15 protein-coding genes and 1 pseudogene are annotated in these 14,175 nt (G+C 60.5%); 3 read left to right on the top strand and 13 right to left on the bottom strand.

Annotated features, from left to right (window positions below; translation table 11 throughout):
• Positions 1-264: 264 nt before the first annotated feature.
• From V7S54_RS33020 to V7S54_RS33070, 11 genes are all read right to left on the bottom strand, one after another.
• A complete protein-coding gene (locus V7S54_RS33020; protein ID WP_336409992.1) occupies positions 265-1,746 on the bottom strand; it encodes an NAD-dependent succinate-semialdehyde dehydrogenase in 1,482 nt (493 codons plus the stop codon).
• A gap of 68 nt (positions 1,747-1,814) precedes the next feature.
• Positions 1,815-2,888: an ABC transporter ATP-binding protein gene (locus V7S54_RS33025; protein WP_336409993.1), complete on the bottom strand. Its 1,074-nt coding sequence runs from the start codon at positions 2,886-2,888 to the stop codon at positions 1,815-1,817.
• Entirely contained in the window at positions 2,885-3,685 is an 801-nt protein-coding gene (locus V7S54_RS33030; RefSeq protein WP_336409994.1) for an ABC transporter permease, read from the bottom strand. Before V7S54_RS33030 ends, V7S54_RS33025 begins: the two co-directional genes overlap by 4 nt.
• Before the next feature lie 2 nt (positions 3,686-3,687).
• A complete protein-coding gene (locus V7S54_RS33035; RefSeq protein WP_336409995.1) occupies positions 3,688-4,542 on the bottom strand; it encodes an ABC transporter permease in 855 nt (284 codons plus the stop codon).
• Positions 4,543-4,612: 70 nt separating this feature from the next.
• On the bottom strand, positions 4,613-5,626 hold the full coding sequence (locus V7S54_RS33040; RefSeq protein WP_336409996.1) for an ABC transporter substrate-binding protein: 1,014 nt from the start codon (positions 5,624-5,626) through the stop codon (positions 4,613-4,615).
• A gap of 37 nt (positions 5,627-5,663) precedes the next feature.
• Positions 5,664-5,993 carry an NIPSNAP family protein gene (locus V7S54_RS33045; RefSeq protein WP_336409997.1) on the bottom strand — a complete coding sequence of 110 codons (330 nt, stop codon included), beginning with the start codon at positions 5,991-5,993 and terminating at the stop codon, positions 5,664-5,666.
• 3 nt (positions 5,994-5,996) lie between these two features.
• Positions 5,997-7,460 (bottom strand): aldehyde dehydrogenase, encoded by a 1,464-nt coding sequence (locus V7S54_RS33050; RefSeq protein ID WP_336409998.1) that lies wholly within the window; start codon positions 7,458-7,460, stop codon positions 5,997-5,999.
• Between the two features lie 7 nt (positions 7,461-7,467).
• Complete coding sequence (locus V7S54_RS33055) at positions 7,468-8,505, bottom strand: LLM class flavin-dependent oxidoreductase (protein WP_336409999.1); 1,038 nt, start codon at positions 8,503-8,505, stop codon at positions 7,468-7,470.
• A 3-nt stretch (positions 8,506-8,508) separates the two neighbouring features.
• Positions 8,509-9,432 carry a flavin reductase family protein gene (locus V7S54_RS33060; protein WP_336410000.1) on the bottom strand — a complete coding sequence of 308 codons (924 nt, stop codon included), beginning with the start codon at positions 9,430-9,432 and terminating at the stop codon, positions 8,509-8,511.
• On the bottom strand, positions 9,429-10,229 hold the full coding sequence (locus tag V7S54_RS33065; protein ID WP_336410001.1) for an alpha/beta fold hydrolase: 801 nt from the start codon (positions 10,227-10,229) through the stop codon (positions 9,429-9,431). Before V7S54_RS33065 ends, V7S54_RS33060 begins: the two co-directional genes overlap by 4 nt.
• The gene (locus V7S54_RS33070) at positions 10,204-10,806 is read right to left on the bottom strand and encodes an amino acid synthesis family protein (RefSeq protein ID WP_336410002.1); all 603 of its coding nucleotides are present in this window, start codon (positions 10,804-10,806) and stop codon (positions 10,204-10,206) included. Before V7S54_RS33070 ends, V7S54_RS33065 begins: the two co-directional genes overlap by 26 nt.
• A 97-nt stretch (positions 10,807-10,903) precedes the next feature.
• Between V7S54_RS33070 and V7S54_RS33075 the strand changes: the two genes are divergently transcribed.
• From V7S54_RS33075 to V7S54_RS33085, 3 genes are all read left to right on the top strand, one after another.
• Entirely contained in the window at positions 10,904-11,584 is a 681-nt protein-coding gene (locus tag V7S54_RS33075; RefSeq protein ID WP_336410003.1) for a GntR family transcriptional regulator, read from the top strand.
• Between the two features lie 9 nt (positions 11,585-11,593).
• Positions 11,594-12,175 carry a DNA-3-methyladenine glycosylase gene (locus V7S54_RS33080; RefSeq protein WP_336410004.1) on the top strand — a complete coding sequence of 194 codons (582 nt, stop codon included), beginning with the start codon at positions 11,594-11,596 and terminating at the stop codon, positions 12,173-12,175.
• A 130-nt stretch (positions 12,176-12,305) separates the two neighbouring features.
• The gene (locus tag V7S54_RS33085; RefSeq protein ID WP_336410005.1) at positions 12,306-13,193 is read left to right on the top strand and encodes an NAD(P)-dependent oxidoreductase; all 888 of its coding nucleotides are present in this window, start codon (positions 12,306-12,308) and stop codon (positions 13,191-13,193) included.
• A 225-nt stretch (positions 13,194-13,418) separates the two neighbouring features.
• Here the strand turns inward: V7S54_RS33085 and V7S54_RS33090 are convergent.
• Together V7S54_RS33090 and V7S54_RS33095 are read right to left on the bottom strand one after the other, a co-directional pair.
• Positions 13,419-13,739, bottom strand: a pseudogene (locus V7S54_RS33090) (transposase); the annotation flags it as partial.
• Positions 13,736-13,993 (bottom strand): transposase family protein, encoded by a 258-nt coding sequence (locus V7S54_RS33095; protein WP_336410007.1) that lies wholly within the window; start codon positions 13,991-13,993, stop codon positions 13,736-13,738. The gene V7S54_RS33095 and the pseudogene V7S54_RS33090, both read right to left, overlap by 4 nt.
• Positions 13,994-14,175 lie beyond the last annotated feature (182 nt).

The following is a 14,175-nucleotide window of genomic DNA, read 5'->3' on the forward strand; positions in this document are numbered from 1 at the left end:
AGGGGAGAAAGCATCCAGCGGCCAAATCGTTCCCGCTCGCATGTTTAAAAGCCGGGCAGTCGGGACGGTGGCGGCGGAGCGGCATGCCCTGGGCACGCGAGCGAAATTGGAGAGTGCGCCATGCGACTGGGGCCAACGAGAACGGCGAAGCCGTCAAATGCCAGTTGATACATTATGCGATTTCCTGCAAATCCGGCGCCCGTCCTTATAATGCCGAAAGCAGGGTTGAGATCAGCATCGCAGGCTCTTTGCGGGCCCTGTCTCTCACCCAAGATCAAGACACAGGTATTTCAGTTCGAGATAGTCGTCGATTCCGTACTTCGAACCTTCTCGACCTTGCCCGGATTGCTTGATCCCGCCGAACGGCGCGAGTTCGGTGGAAATCGAGCCGGTGTTGACGCCGACGATACCGTATTCCAGTGCTTCCGCCACACGGAAGACTTTGGCGAGGTCCTTCGAGAAGAAGTAAGAGGCCAATCCGAACTCCGTGTCATTGGCGAGTGCGACCACTTCCTCTTCCGTTTCAAACTTGAAGAGCGGCGCAACCGGGCCGAACGTTTCTTCCTTCGCAATCTTCATCGTGGCTGTCACGCCGGTCAGTACGGTTGGCTGAAAGAACAGGCCGCCTTTCGCGTCCGGCTTACCGCCGAGCGCGACCGTCCCTCCCTTCGATACTGCATCCACTATATGGTCCTCGACCTTGGCAAGAGCATTCGCGTCGATGAGCGGGCCCGCATTGACGCCGTCTTCGAACCCGTCCCCGACCTTGATCGAGGCAACCCTCGTCGCAAGCCTTTTGGCAAACATGTCATAAACGCCGGCCTGGACGTAAAGCCGATTGGCGCACACGCATGTCTGTCCGTTGTTGCGGAACTTCGAGACCATCGCGCCTTCGACAGCCGCGTCGATATCGGCGTCATCAAACACGATGAACGGAGCGTTGCCACCAAGCTCCAGGCCTAGTTTCAGGATCTTGTCGGCGCCCTGACGCATCAGGATCCGGCCCACTTCCGTGGAACCGGTGAAGGTGAGTTTGCGCACCTTGTCATTGCCGGTGAGTTCCTTGCCAATCGACGCAGCATCCGTCGAGAGAATGACGCTGAAGAGACCCGGCGGCACGCCGGCACGCTCCGCCAACAAGGCAAGCGACAGCGCCGAAAGCGGAGTTTCTGCGGCAGGTTTGGAGATCACCGCGCATCCTGCCGCAAGTGCCGGAGCCAGTTTGCGCGCGAGCATCGCATTCGGAAAATTCCAGGGCGTGATCGCAGCGACCACTCCGATCGGCTGCTTGAGAACGAGGATGCGCTTGTCTTGCTGATGACCGGGAATGGTGTCGCCGTAGACACGCTTGGCTTCCTCGCCGAACCACTCCACATAGGAGGCGCCATAGAGGATTTCCCCTCGCGCCTCGGCGAACGGCTTTCCCATCTCCATGGTTAGGATCGAAGCGAGATCGTCAACATTCGCAACCATCAGATCATAGAGCTTGCGCAAAATTGCTGCCCGCTCCTTGCCGGTCTTTTTTGCCCAATTCACCTGCGCCCTGTGAGCAACGTCGATGGCACGATGCGCGTCGGCGCGACCAAGATTGGGCAATGTTGCGATCGTCTCTCCGGTCGAGGGGTTTTTAACTTCAAACGTCGCGCTCGCCTCGCCCGCGCCGAGCCATATCCCGCCGACCGGGGCCTGGTCCGTGATGAGGGAACGATCCTTGAGCCTGGAAAGCAGAGCCTCGGAAATAGCCATGATTAGAGGACCCTTTCGAATGATCCTTGTTCGGGTCAGTGCCCGTGGTGTGGCGACACGCCATCGCGTCAGGCGAAGGCGTGGGTCGAGCCGCTATCGAAGCTGAGCCACGCCTGATCCCCCCGTGTGAGTTGGGAAATCGCCCGATGGCCGAACGGAAGCCTCACCGACAGGGTGTCACCGCTGCTTGTTTGGGTGGCGACTTCGATGTTGTTGCCAAGGAAGGTGATGTCGTCGATCGTGACCGAGAGCCCCGCATCGACCGGTGCCTGCGAAAGCGACAGCCGTTCGGGCCTCAACAGTAGAGAGGCCTTTCCTGCCGCCTTCCCGCCATGCATCGGCACGCCGTCGACGACAGTGCCGCCGGGGAGCGCCAGCCTTGCCTTTCCATCTTTGTTTGAGAGGATCGCAGCCTCTATGAAATTGCTGTCCCCGATGAAACCGGCGACAAAATGGGTTGCCGGGTTGGCATAGAGTTCCTGGCCCGTCCCGATCTGATCAATTTCGCCCTGACTGAAGACAGCAATGCGGTCGGACAGACGCAGCGCCTCCTCCTGATCGTGGGTGACATAAAGGATGGTGACGCCGGTCTCCTGGTGAATGCGGCGGATTTCGAACTGGATTTCCTCGCGCAGTTTTTTGTCGAGTGCCGACAGTGGTTCATCCATCAACAAGACCGGCGGATTGTAGACAAGCGCTCGGGCCAGCGCGACGCGCTGCTGCTGACCACCCGACATCAACGCCGGTTTGCGATCCTCGAAACCGTCGAGCCTCACCAGCTTAAGTGCGGCTTTCACACGCTCGGCAATCTCGGCTTGCGGCCGACGGCGGATGCGCAACGGAAACGCCACATTCTCGCCGACCGACAGGTGTGGGAAGAGCGTGTAGCGCTGGAACACCATGCCGATGTTGCGTTGATGGGAAGGCGTCGACAGAAGGCTCTTGCCGTTGAGCAGGATGTCACCGTCGGTCGGATCCTGGAAGCCCGCGAGAATGTAGAGGGTCGTCGACTTGCCGGACCCTGAAGGGCCAAGGAACGTCATGAACTCGCCCTCGGCAATGTTCATGGTGACGTCCTTGACGGCCGTGAACGAGCCGAACTTCTTTCGAATGCCGCGGATGCTGAGGAAGGGTTCAGTCATGTCTTTTGTCCCTTACGGAAGAGTGACGCGAGCACCATCAGCACGATGGTAAATGCGATAAGAAGGGTGGAGGCTGCGGCAATCACCGGCGTCAGATCCTGTCGGAGCGTCGCCCAGATCTTGACCGGGAGCGTTTGCAATGTCGGGCTCGCCATGAAGATGGCCAGCACCACCTCGTCCCAGGACGCGAGGAACGAAAAAACCGCAGCAGCGAAGATACCGTGGCTAACCGCAGGAACGGTGACCCTCAGGCGCGCCTCCCACGGGCTCGCACCGCAGAGAACCGCCGCATCCTCGATCGATTTGTCGAATCCCTCAAGCGCGTTGCCGATCGAGATGATCGAAAACGGCAGCGCGATCAGCAGGTGGGCAATAATGAAGGCGAGCGTCGTTCCTGCCAGGCCGAGTTTTAGGAACAGGGCGTAAAGCGCCACTGCCAGCACGACCACCGGCAGGATCATCGGTGTCAGGAACAACGCACGCAACGCTTCCCGCCCCACGAAGGTGCCTCTGTTGAGCCCCAGTGCAGCCAAAAACCCGATCGCGACCGACAAAACGGTCACGATGGCGGCGATCTTCAGGCTGGTCAGTGCGGAGTAAAGCCAACGCGGGTCTGCGAACAATTGATGATACCACCTGAAGGTCCAGGATGGCGGCGGAAAGATCAGCCATTGCGACGAGCCGAATGACAGCGCGGCAATGAAAACGATCGGCATCACCAGGAACAGGCAGACCAGGACCGTCAGGCCGATCAGGAAGGTTCGAAGTCCGCCGAGTTTTTCGAAATCGAGCAGCATGATCACCTCGCCCTGTTGGGATTGAAGTATTTGAGCTGCACCGCGTAGAGCGCCAGCGTCACGACGAGAAGCACGAGCGCTGCGGCCCCACCCATCCCCCAATTGACAAGCGATTGCACGAACTGCGCCACGAGTTCGGCGAGCATCATGTTGGAGGTGCCACCGAGCAGCGCCGGGGTGACGAAGTAGCCAAGCGACATGACGAAGACCATCAGTGCGCCGGAGGCGATGCCAGGCAGGGAAAGCGGCAACAGCACGCGCAGGAAACACTGCAATCGAGTGGCACCACAAAGGGCTGCCGCGCGCAAAATCGCGGGGTCGATGGCGCGGATGACACCTATCAACGGCAGTATGACGAAGGGCAGCATGATGTAGGTCATGCCAATGGTCACGCCGACGAGGTTGTTGACGAGAGGAAGCGGCGTGTCGATGACGCCAAGCCCCATCAGGGTCTTGTTGACGAGACCGGTGCGCTGCAACAGCACCATCCACGCGTAGGTGCGGGCAAGCAGGTTCGTCCACATCGACAGGATAATGATCGCCAGAATGAGTCGCGACCACCGCTCGGGCATGATGGCGAGCAACCAGGCGACCGGATAGCCGACAACGATTGCGATGACGGTCACGACCCCGGCAACGATGAACGTGTTGAGGAAGATCCTCAGATATGTCGTCGAGCCCAAAAGGGTCGCGTAATTCTGGAGCCCCGGCTCAGGCTCCAATACGCTTCGCAGCAGGAGCATCAGCACCGGAAGAATGAAGAAGACCGCGACGAGTAGGAGCGCAGGGACAAGATAGCCGAAGCCGCTGTCCCTCGTCCCGCTGCCCCTTGCGCTGACTGTCGCCGAAAGAACCATTGTCGAACATCCGTTGGGTTGGTGGCGGACCGGGTATTGGCCGGTCCGCAAGCGTCTTGGCAGATGTTTCCTATTGCGCCTGCCACGCGTACCAGCGCGTACCGATCTCGTCGCGATGCTCGGCCCAATACTGCATGTCCGCGTTCACCTGGGTCTCGGCCTGCATGTCGGGGAGGCTCTTGCGTTGCTCGGGCTCCATCAGCGCAGCCGACTTCACATTGATCGGCGCGTAGCCGGTGACGGCAGCGAATTCCGCCTGAGCCTTGTCGCTGGTGGCCTGCGCAATGAACTTCATTGCCGCTTCCTTGTTCTTCGTGCCCTTCGGAACGACGAGTGCGTCAGCGGCAGTGATGTTGTTGGTCCACGAGGTTTCAACCGTGACGCCGGTGTCAGCGAGCGCCGTCAGACGGCCATTCCAGAAGGAACCGAACGGCGCCTCCGCCGAGGCGAGCAACTGCTGGGATTGCGCGCCGCTATCCCACCAGATGATGTCGGCCTTGATCGTGTCGAGCTTCTTGAAGGCACGATCGAGATCGAGTGGATAGAGCTTGTCGGCGGGAACGCCGTCGGCAAGAAGTGCGGCCTCGATCACACCGGGGGCCGACCACTTGTAGAAGGTGCGCTTGCCGGGGAACTTCTCTGTGTCGAACAGGTCTGCCCAGGTTTTCGGGCAGGCCGCGACCGCGTCCTTGTTGCAGCCGATAACAAAGGAATAATAGAAGCTCCCGACCGAGTAATCGGTGACAAAGCGTGGATCAAGGTTCGCCTTGTCAATGACCGCGAAGTCGAGCTTCTCGAGAAGGCCCGCCTTGCCAGCCTGAACGGCGTAGTCGCCCTCCACATCGACCACATCCCAGGTGACGTTGCCGGCCTCGACCATCGCCTTGAGCTTGCCGTAGTCGGTCGGACCGTCCTGCGTCACATTGATGCTGGTGCTCGCCGCGAAAGCGTCCGCCCAATGGGCCTTCTGTGCGTCCTGGGTCGTTCCGCCCCAACTCGTGAAGACCATGTCCTCAGCGGCAGCGGTCCCTGCGGCAAAGCCGAGCGTTGCCGAGACAAGCGCGATTGCAATTCTCTTCTTCATGTTCTCATCCTCCCAGTTCAGTTGTTGGTTCCGGTCGTCACACCGGCGCTGTGCCTCCAAGCGGCGAAAAAGCCGCCGGTGTCATGATCTTGTTGTCCGCAGTCACGATCAGGTCGCGGATCTTCGGCAGGAAGGCCTGCCATTCGGGATCGGCAGCAAGGCGGGCACGCCGCGCCTGGCGGTCGTCGAGGCTGTCGAAACCCCAGATATGCACGATCTCGTTGATCGGGCCGATCTCGGACGAGAAGTAGCCGACGAGGTTTCCGAGGTGGCGCTTTTGAATGGCAATGTCGATCTCTCCGACGACCTTGAGGTATTCGGGGATGCCGCCGTTCTTCAGCCGGTAGGTGCGGATTTCGTAGTACATGGCTCACCGCATCACGAATGGATCAGGGAACGGCTCGTCTGACGTGCGCAGCCAGACAGTCTTGGTTCTGGTGTAGTCGAGCGCCGCAGCAAGCCCTCCTTCGCGCCCATGGCCGGACTGGCCATAGCCGCCGAACGGCGCGATCGGCGAAACGGCGCGATAGGTATTGATCCAGACGATGCCGGCGCGAAGCCTCTTCACCATCCGATGCGCGCGGGTGAGGTTCTGCGTGAACACACCGGAGGCCAGGCCATAACGCGTGCCGTTGGCCAGCCGCACCGCTTCGTCCTCATTGGAAAATGACACAACCGAGAGGACAGGCCCGAAGAGTTCCGTCTCGACAGAGGGCGAATTGACGCCGTCGCAGTCGAGGATAGTCGGTTGGTAGTAGAAGCCTTGGCCCTCGCCTGCCTGGCCGCCGGCAATGACCTTTGCGCCGGCACTCACGGATGCGGCAACCACACTTTCGATATGCTCCCGCTGCCGGCGGGTGCAGAGCGGGCCGACCTCAGTCGCCATGTCGAGTGGTGCGCCGATCCGGATCGCAGCAGTCTTGGCCTTCAGCATGGCCAGGAAACGATCCTTGATCGAGGCTTCAACGATCAGCCGTGAGCCAGCCACGCAGCTCTGTCCGGTGGCAGCAAAGATCCCTGCAACCTGCGCGTTGGCCGCACTTTCAAGATCGGCGTCAGCAAAGACGATGAAGGGCGACTTGCCACCCAGTTCCAGCGAGGTGCTCGCGAGGTTTTCTGCGGAATTGCGCACGACCTGGGCGGCCGTCGAGGGTCCTCCCGTGAACGCGATATGCGCGACGCCTGGATGCCTTGTCAGGGCGCTGCCACAGGAGGCACCAAACCCGGTCAGGATGTTGACTACGCCTTTCGGGAAACCGGCTTCATGTACGAGGCGAGCAAATTCCAGCATTGGCGCCGGGCCATCCTCAGATGCCTTAACGACGAGCGTGCAGCCTGCGGCGAGTGCCGGACCGATTTTGACGGCAGCGAGAAAGAGTTGGCTGTTCCAAGGCACGATCGCCGCCACAACCCCGACCGGCTCGCGCCGTGTCCAGACATCCATATCCGATTTGTCGATCGCCAACGTGGCACCTTCGATCTTATCGGCGAGACCGGCATAGTAGCGGTAATATTCCGCGACATAGGCGATCTGGGCGGAGGTCTCGCGAATGATCTTGCCGGTGTCGCGGGTCTCAAGCTCGGCAAGGCGCTGCGCGTTTTCCTGGACGAGGTCGGCGAGCTTGTAGAGCAGCTTGCCGCGAGCGCTTGCCGTCATTGCCGGCCAGGCGCCGCCCCAGAGCGCTTGTTCGGCGGCCCTGACTGCTCGGTCGACATCATCGTCTCGCGCTTCCGGCATCGAGGCCCAAACCTCTCCGCTTGCGGGATCGAGGGAGTCGAACCGGGAGGTTCCGTCCTCAAACAGACCGTCGATATATTGCTGGAATCTTTGCATCACAGCCTCACTTGAAAGCTGGCATCACGTCGGCGATGAAGCGCTCGAGCGAAGCTTTCTTGCGCTCGAAGCTCATGCCTGTGTCGATCCAGAACGAGTATTCGTCGAAGCCGAGGTCCTCGTAGACCTTGAGGCGCTTGATCACCTCGTCTGCCGTCCCGATCGGCATGTTCGCCTGCATCTTTTCTGGCGCGAGGTTCGAGTTGGCGGCCAGTTCTTCTTCGCTGAGACGCGCGATCAGACCCTGGTTGATGGGCCGCTCGTTCTTGAACCAGGCGAAGAAGTAATTGTAGTAGGCGCTCACCTCGCTTGCCGCCTGCTCGATATCGGCCTGACTGCTGCCGACATAGGTGTGGAGAAGCAGCATGATCTTTGGACGCGGCACCCCTGGCACTTTCTCACAAGCCGCGTTGAAGCGTTCCATCAGGCTGGCAATTTCGGCCTCACCGTTGGCGAGCGGCGTGCACTGAACGTTGCAGCCATTGGCGACCGCGAATTCGTGGCTGTTCGGATCGCGCGCCGCCACCCAAATCGGCGGATGCGGCTGCTGTACCGGCTTCGGAGCGGACGTGGTTGAAGGAAACTTCCAGAACTCTCCATCATGCGCGTAGTCGCCGGCCCAGATCCCCTTGACCGCCGGGATCAACTCCCGCATCCGCTGGCCGGCGCCCCAGGCGTCGAGGCCAGGCAACAGACGCTCGTATTCGAAACTGTAAGCGCCGCGGGCGATACCGAGATCGAGGCGACCGCCCGAGATGATGTCGGTCATTGCCGCTTCTCCGGCAAGCTTGATCGGATGCCAGAAGGGAGCAATCACCGTGCCGGTACCGAGCCGGACATTCTTCGTCCTCCGCGCGAGGTCGGCTATGTTGACGAAGGGGTTCGGCGCGATGGTGAAATCCATGCCGTGATGCTCACCGGTCCAGATCGCATGCATGCCGCCCCTGTCGGCGATCTCGCAAAGCTCAACGAACTCCTCGTAGAGCTCCTGATGGTTCTGGTTGGCGTCGAGCCGCTCCATGTGCACGAAAAGCGAGAATTTCATGGTTCATCCTTTCGCGGCCACGGCGTGGACGCGGCCCTTTTCCTGATTGCCGAAATAGACCCCGAAGTTGCCGAGCATGCTTTCCGACCCGTAGCGTTTGACGATGTCACGCACGGCTGCATCGGAAATCTCGGCAAGCGGAGGATTGTTGACCGGGAAGAATCGCCCTACCTGAGGCTCACCCTCACCAAGTCCAACCCGATAGACGACGTGCTGGCGCCCTGTTTTCGTATCCTCGTAGACGGAATACAGAAGGCCCGTTTGCACGCTCAGTCCGGTCGCATCTGCAAGGTGCGCCTCCAGTCCCTCCAGGCCTTCGCTTTCGGCCTTTTCAACGAAAGGCAGAGTCCAACCGCCTTTGCCATCTTCAACGAGAAGGACGTTGTCGTCGCGCACGGCTACGGCGCCGAGCAGGAGCGTGCTGTCCGCCGAGGCGAGCAGGCTCTTTTCGGCAAGCGTCGGCGTAAAATAGCCGCCGCGCGCATAACCAAGCCCGGTCATACCGCTGTTTTCGAAGGCTTCGATGCGGCCAATCAGAATGACATGATCTCCGGCATCCACGACATCGTGCGACGCACAGTCGAACCAGGCGGCGACATCGGTAAAGACCGGCGCCCCGTGGGGACCCTTTCGCCAGGTGACCGCCGCGAAGCGATCCTCGACCGGCCGGGCAAACGTATTCGAAACGTCCTTCTGCCCTTCGGACAGGATGTTCACGCCAAAGCCCTTGGCCGTGGTGAGGGTTGCGCAGTTGCGCGACGTCTTGGCAAGGCAGACGAGCAACAGCGGCGGATCAAGCGAAACGCTCGTGAAGCTGTTGGCGGTAAAGCCGATCGGCGCGCCCTCTTCGTTGTAGGACGTGACGACTGTCACGCCGGTCAGAAAGGCGCCGAATGCATCCCGCAGAGATCGGGCGTCAAAAGTCATTTCTCTACCTCCCAATTCAGCCAATCCATGAGTGCCTCGTTCACCTCCTCCGGTGCTGTGAGGTTCACCATGTGGCGATGCCCAGCGATCACCACGGCCTCGCCGCGAACTGTGGCGGCGGCCATTTCCCGAGCCATTTCCGCGGTCGAGTTCAAGTCGCCGTCGCCGGTCAGGAAGAGCGCCGGGCATGAAACTTTCGGCCAGCAGTCCGCGTAAAGGGAATCTCCCGTTGCGAAGGCCCGGTAAGCCGTCGCGTAGCCGGCAACATCAACCGCCTGCAGCAGAGCGCCGACGAGCCTATAGGCGTCGCCGCCTCGCTCCTCCGCTGAAAACCATCGGTCAAGCGGCGCGTTGCGATCGAAGACGCCGCTGACGATCTCGTCTGCCCTGGCCTCGACAGCGTGCCGGGCTGTGATGCTGCGCTTGTAGACACCATTCAGCAATGCCACGCGGCGGATCCTGTCGGGCAACGAGGAAACCGCGCCGGTGGCAATGAGTGCTCCCATCGAGTGCCCAACAACATTGACCTCGCCGAGGTCGAGCTCGCTCAGGAAGTCTCCGAACCAGTCCACGTAATTGGATAGCACCGGCGGCTTCCCCAGAGCCGCGGAAAGGCCATGGCCGGGCAGGTCAACTGCAATCACACGCGCGCGGCGCTGAAGGAATTCGATCTGGGGCTGCCAGGCCTCGATCCGCATCCCCACGCCATGGACGAGGATGACCGTTTCGTCACCCTCGCCTTGATCAAGGTAGGCGATGCCCGTAGGGGTCCTAGACCGCTGCAGGGTTTGCAACATTGTTACCCAGCTCCTTCAGATCCTGGTAGCGATCGCCGATGCGGTGATGCGGCCGGCCGCCAATGGACGCGCCGAGAGCAACAACGATCTCGTCGGCCGCCGGCGCATCGGGAATGGCGCATTGAATCGTCAGGTAGTGCGAGCGCCGCCCCTCGTCGTTCTTATCCATCAAGGGGATCATGACCGGCGCATTGGCGGGGCCGCGCGTGTTGCAGAAAGCGAGATAGGACTTCGCGCCGACGGCCGTGCGGTAGTGGTTGCCGAACCGGAGCGTGTGGATCAGCGCCGAGGCGTGTTCGATCTCGCCATCAAGGCCGACCACGGCCGATTTCCCATAAGCCTCGACCATTTCTCCGCTTCCCGCCGTATCGATGATCATCTTCGTCAGAAGCTCGCCAAGGACGGGCGCGACCTCGTGGATCTCGGGCTTGAGGTCTTCGACAAAGCCCCTGCCCGCCCAGGGGTTTTTCACGACAGCGATGGCGGCGATCAACGTCAGCGGTTTCGCCGCTTCCTTCCCCCCTTCGATGAACGTCTGCTCGACATGCAAAAGCGTTTTTCGAACCACTGCCGGCATTGCGATCTCCTGTCAATTTGTCTTCTCGTATGTTGGTATACCATAAGACCACGTGTCAAGACCTTGTGCCGGAGATTTTTTGCAGGTAGAGGAAGATATGACCAAAAACAGCGAGACACTTGCCGCCCTCAGGATCGATACGCCTCCCGCAACGTTGCGAGAGATCGCGCTCGAGCGCATGAGACGAGCGATCATCAGTGGCCTGTTTGAGCCAGGCGAGAGATTGGTCGAGCGAGCCCTCTGCGATCAGCTTGGGGTCTCTCGTTCCGTCATTCGCGAGGTCATCCGCCATCTAGAGGCGGAAGGACTCGTAGAAATGCTCGCAAAGCAGGGCCCGATCGTCGCCAAACTCAGTTGGGATGACGCACGGCAAATTTATGACATTCGGGCTGCACTGGAAGCGACCGCTGTCGCCGACTGCGCCAGGGCCGCAAATTCTGACGTCAAGGCGAAACTACGCGTTGCATTGAATGAGCTGGACCGCACATCCAGCGAAAACTCCCCGCCAGGTATCCTGGACGCGACGACCGAGTTCTACCGGATCATCTTCGAAACAGCTGGCCACAACATCGCTTGGGACATTGTCAGCCGGTTGAACAGCCGAATTTCGCGCCTTCGCGTTATGACCCTTTCGACTGCCAATCGAACAGTTTCCGGACCGGCGCAGATCCGAGAGATTTTCGCAGCAATTGAAAAAAATGATCCCGAAGCGGCTGCGGCTGCCTGCCGATCGCATGTTGGTGCCGCTGCGGCAATCGCCCGTACAATTCTCGCATAGCCTCCTGCGGTGCATCGATTGAGTTGGGATGCCAGGTTTTTCGCGCGCCCCGCCGTCGAGGTGGCGGCGGACCTGATCGGCGCCGAATTCGCGGTGTCCGGCGTCGGCGGAATTATTGTCGAGACCGAGGCATATCTGCCCGATGACGCCGCGTCGCACAGCTTCGCCGGCGCCACCGACCGAAATCGAGCGATGTTCGGTCCGCCGGCGCACACCTATGTTTATCTCTCCTATGGCCTCCATTGGTGTCTCAACTTCGTTTGCTTGCCCGGCAGCGCCGTCTTGATCCGCGCGATCGAGCCGAAGTGGGACATCGAGGCGATGCAAGCGCGGAGGGGTGTTCGTAAGGAGCCTCGTAGCCTCCATCTTTGCATGATGGTCTATTGCTCCGGGCCGGGACGCCTCGGCCAGGCGCTGGCGATCAATAGAGCGCAGGATGGCCTGCCGCTTTGGCAGGAGCCGTTTCACCTCCACCTACCGGCTCAGCGTCCGCCGATCTCCAGCGGTATCCGTGTGGGAGTTACGAAGGCGGTGGAACACCCGTGGCGTTTCGGGCTCGCCAACTCGCCCTTCGTCAGCCGTAAATTCTAGCGCGGAAACGCCTGCGCCGTTTTTAGCCTGATCCGAGGCTCGACTTGTCGGAATCGATCGCGTTCAATGACTCTCGGGCCCCGACCCAGAATCATCGTGATCTCGATAGCCAATCAGTGGAGGCGACCAAATGACGAAATCAAATGTGGGCTTCATCGGGCTCGGGCTGATGGGTCAGGGCATGGCGGCGAATATCCTGAAGAAGGGCTCGCCGCTTTGCGTGATGGCGCATCGCAATCGCGCGCCGGTCGACGCGCTGGTCGCCGAGGGCGCGACGGAGGCAGCAACTCCGCGCGATATGGCCGAGCGTTGCGACATCATCATCCTTTGCGTAACCGGCTCGCCGGAAGTCCTCTTGGTGATTGAAGGCCCGGACGGCATCGCTTCCGCCGGCAAGCCGCTCACCATCGTCGATTGTTCGACCTCCGATCCCTCCGTCACCACAAAACTCGCTGCGAATCTCGCCGGCAAGGCTATTACCCTCATCGATGCGCCGCTCAGCCGTACCCCGGCGGACGCCGCCGCCGGTACGCTCGATGTGATGGTCGGCGGCGCGGACGAGGACGTGCGCCGTGTCTGGCCCGTGCTCGAATGCTTCGCCGGCAGAATCGTCCACACAGGCCCAACCGGCACCGGCCACACGATGAAGCTGCTCAACAACTTTCTCTCGATGGGCTATGCGGCGCTCTATTCCGAGGCGCTGATGCTCGGACGCAAGGCGGGGCTCACCCCGGAAGTCTTCGACAGCGTCATCCGAGGGGGCCGCATGGATTGCCCCTTCTATCAGACGTTCTTCCGCTGGGTGCTGGAGCGTGACCCGAACGCCCACAAGTTCGCAATCCGCAACGGCTTCAAGGACATGAGCTATCTCGCCGGCTTCGCCAATGCGAGCGGCGTCGCGAACCCGATCGGGGCCGCAGTCAGGAATTCCTTCGCCCAGGCGGTCGCAGCTGGTCGCGGCGAGGAACACGTGCCGATGCTGTCGGATTTCGTCGCCGAGGCGAACGGCATCAAGTGAGAGGCGGCTGTTAACGGCGCGGCTTTCTCCGGCGTCGAGCACGACATCGAAGCGTCTATGCGCGCCAGCCATTCACGTCGTCAACAAGGACACGGGGCTCCGATTTTTGTGCCTCGCATCGTTGTCCGACGCGGAGCCTTCTATTCAAACTTGGGCATGACGTCCGTCAATTGCGCCATTTCGCGGGGGCACCTGGTGTCATTTGGTATTTAATTAGGTTCATCCTCAATTTCTGTGATTCAGCGGCAGCATTCTCGCCCTCATCAGTTCTGGACCGGCGCGACCGTACATTGCTCGCTTCAGCATCTTGAGGCGGTTGATCTGCCCTTCGGCTTGACCGTTGTTCCACGGGAGTTCGATTGCATTTTTTACGGCATCAACATCCCGGCGCAAAACGCTGGCGAAACGCATGATTGCCGTGAGCTCGGTGTCGATGGCATCGTCGATCCATTCATCCAGTGCGTCCGGGCTCCTGCTGCGCAAGATGCCGTTGAAGCGCATGGCCAAGCCACGCATTATGGCGAACACTCGAGAGCCCTGCTTCATCGTCGCCCGCATTTCCGGTGTCTACACTGCCACCGGTTCAGTGCGAGCTTGATTTTCACAACTTGACCTTGAACAGGCAAGTCCTTGAGGCGGCGGTTGTGCCAGCCGTGCCGATGCCGGCTTTGCGTTCCACAATCCGGGCAGATACCGACAGGTTTCGCAGCGGCGGAAACAACCCAGTTTTCTTCATCTTGAAGGGTACTACCCAGAACCTTGACCCCTGGGCCGGGTGACCATTTCAATTGCGCTCGCATCCCCGCAGATAGCAGTCGAGGCGCCAGCACTCTGTTAACCACAGAAATTGAGGAAGAACCCGTTTAAATGCAAAGCGACAATAGATCGTTTGTCCGTTTGTCTCCAACGTAAGCGGTGCATAGACCCCGTCTGGCGATAGCAAGGCATCGGGCTTATTCGTGTGCGCTCAGGGAATGAGCGT

The organism is Ensifer sp. CCNWLY38 (assembly GCF_037120565.1).
Lineage (GTDB): Bacteria > Pseudomonadota > Alphaproteobacteria > Rhizobiales > Rhizobiaceae > Ensifer > Ensifer adhaerens_H.

Bases quoted from the DNA above. Each gene is read 5' to 3' on its own strand.
- V7S54_RS33025 (WP_336409993.1), bottom strand. From the start codon at position 2,888: ATGACTGAACCCTTCCTCAGCATCCGCGGCATTCGAAAGAAGTTCGGC.
- V7S54_RS33035 (WP_336409995.1), bottom strand. From the start codon at position 4,542: ATGGTTCTTTCGGCGACAGTCAGCGCAAGGGGCAGCGGGACGAGGGAC.
- V7S54_RS33060 (WP_336410000.1), bottom strand. From the start codon at position 9,432: ATGACTTTTGACGCCCGATCTCTGCGGGATGCATTCGGCGCCTTTCTG.
- V7S54_RS33065 (WP_336410001.1), bottom strand. From the start codon at position 10,229: ATGTTGCAAACCCTGCAGCGGTCTAGGACCCCTACGGGCATCGCCTAC.
- V7S54_RS33095 (WP_336410007.1), bottom strand. From the start codon at position 13,993: ATGCGAGCGCAATTGAAATGGTCACCCGGCCCAGGGGTCAAGGTTCTG.
- V7S54_RS33055 (WP_336409999.1), bottom strand. From the start codon at position 8,505: ATGAAATTCTCGCTTTTCGTGCACATGGAGCGGCTCGACGCCAACCAG.
- V7S54_RS33070 (WP_336410002.1), bottom strand. From the start codon at position 10,806: ATGCCGGCAGTGGTTCGAAAAACGCTTTTGCATGTCGAGCAGACGTTC.
- V7S54_RS33050 (WP_336409998.1), bottom strand. From the start codon at position 7,460: ATGCAAAGATTCCAGCAATATATCGACGGTCTGTTTGAGGACGGAACC.
- V7S54_RS33030 (WP_336409994.1), bottom strand. From the start codon at position 3,685: ATGCTGCTCGATTTCGAAAAACTCGGCGGACTTCGAACCTTCCTGATC.
- V7S54_RS33075 (WP_336410003.1), top strand. From the start codon at position 10,904: ATGACCAAAAACAGCGAGACACTTGCCGCCCTCAGGATCGATACGCCT.
- V7S54_RS33045 (WP_336409997.1), bottom strand. From the start codon at position 5,993: ATGTACTACGAAATCCGCACCTACCGGCTGAAGAACGGCGGCATCCCC.
- V7S54_RS33085 (WP_336410005.1), top strand. From the start codon at position 12,306: ATGACGAAATCAAATGTGGGCTTCATCGGGCTCGGGCTGATGGGTCAG.
- V7S54_RS33020 (WP_336409992.1), bottom strand. From the start codon at position 1,746: ATGGCTATTTCCGAGGCTCTGCTTTCCAGGCTCAAGGATCGTTCCCTC.
- V7S54_RS33040 (WP_336409996.1), bottom strand. From the start codon at position 5,626: ATGAAGAAGAGAATTGCAATCGCGCTTGTCTCGGCAACGCTCGGCTTT.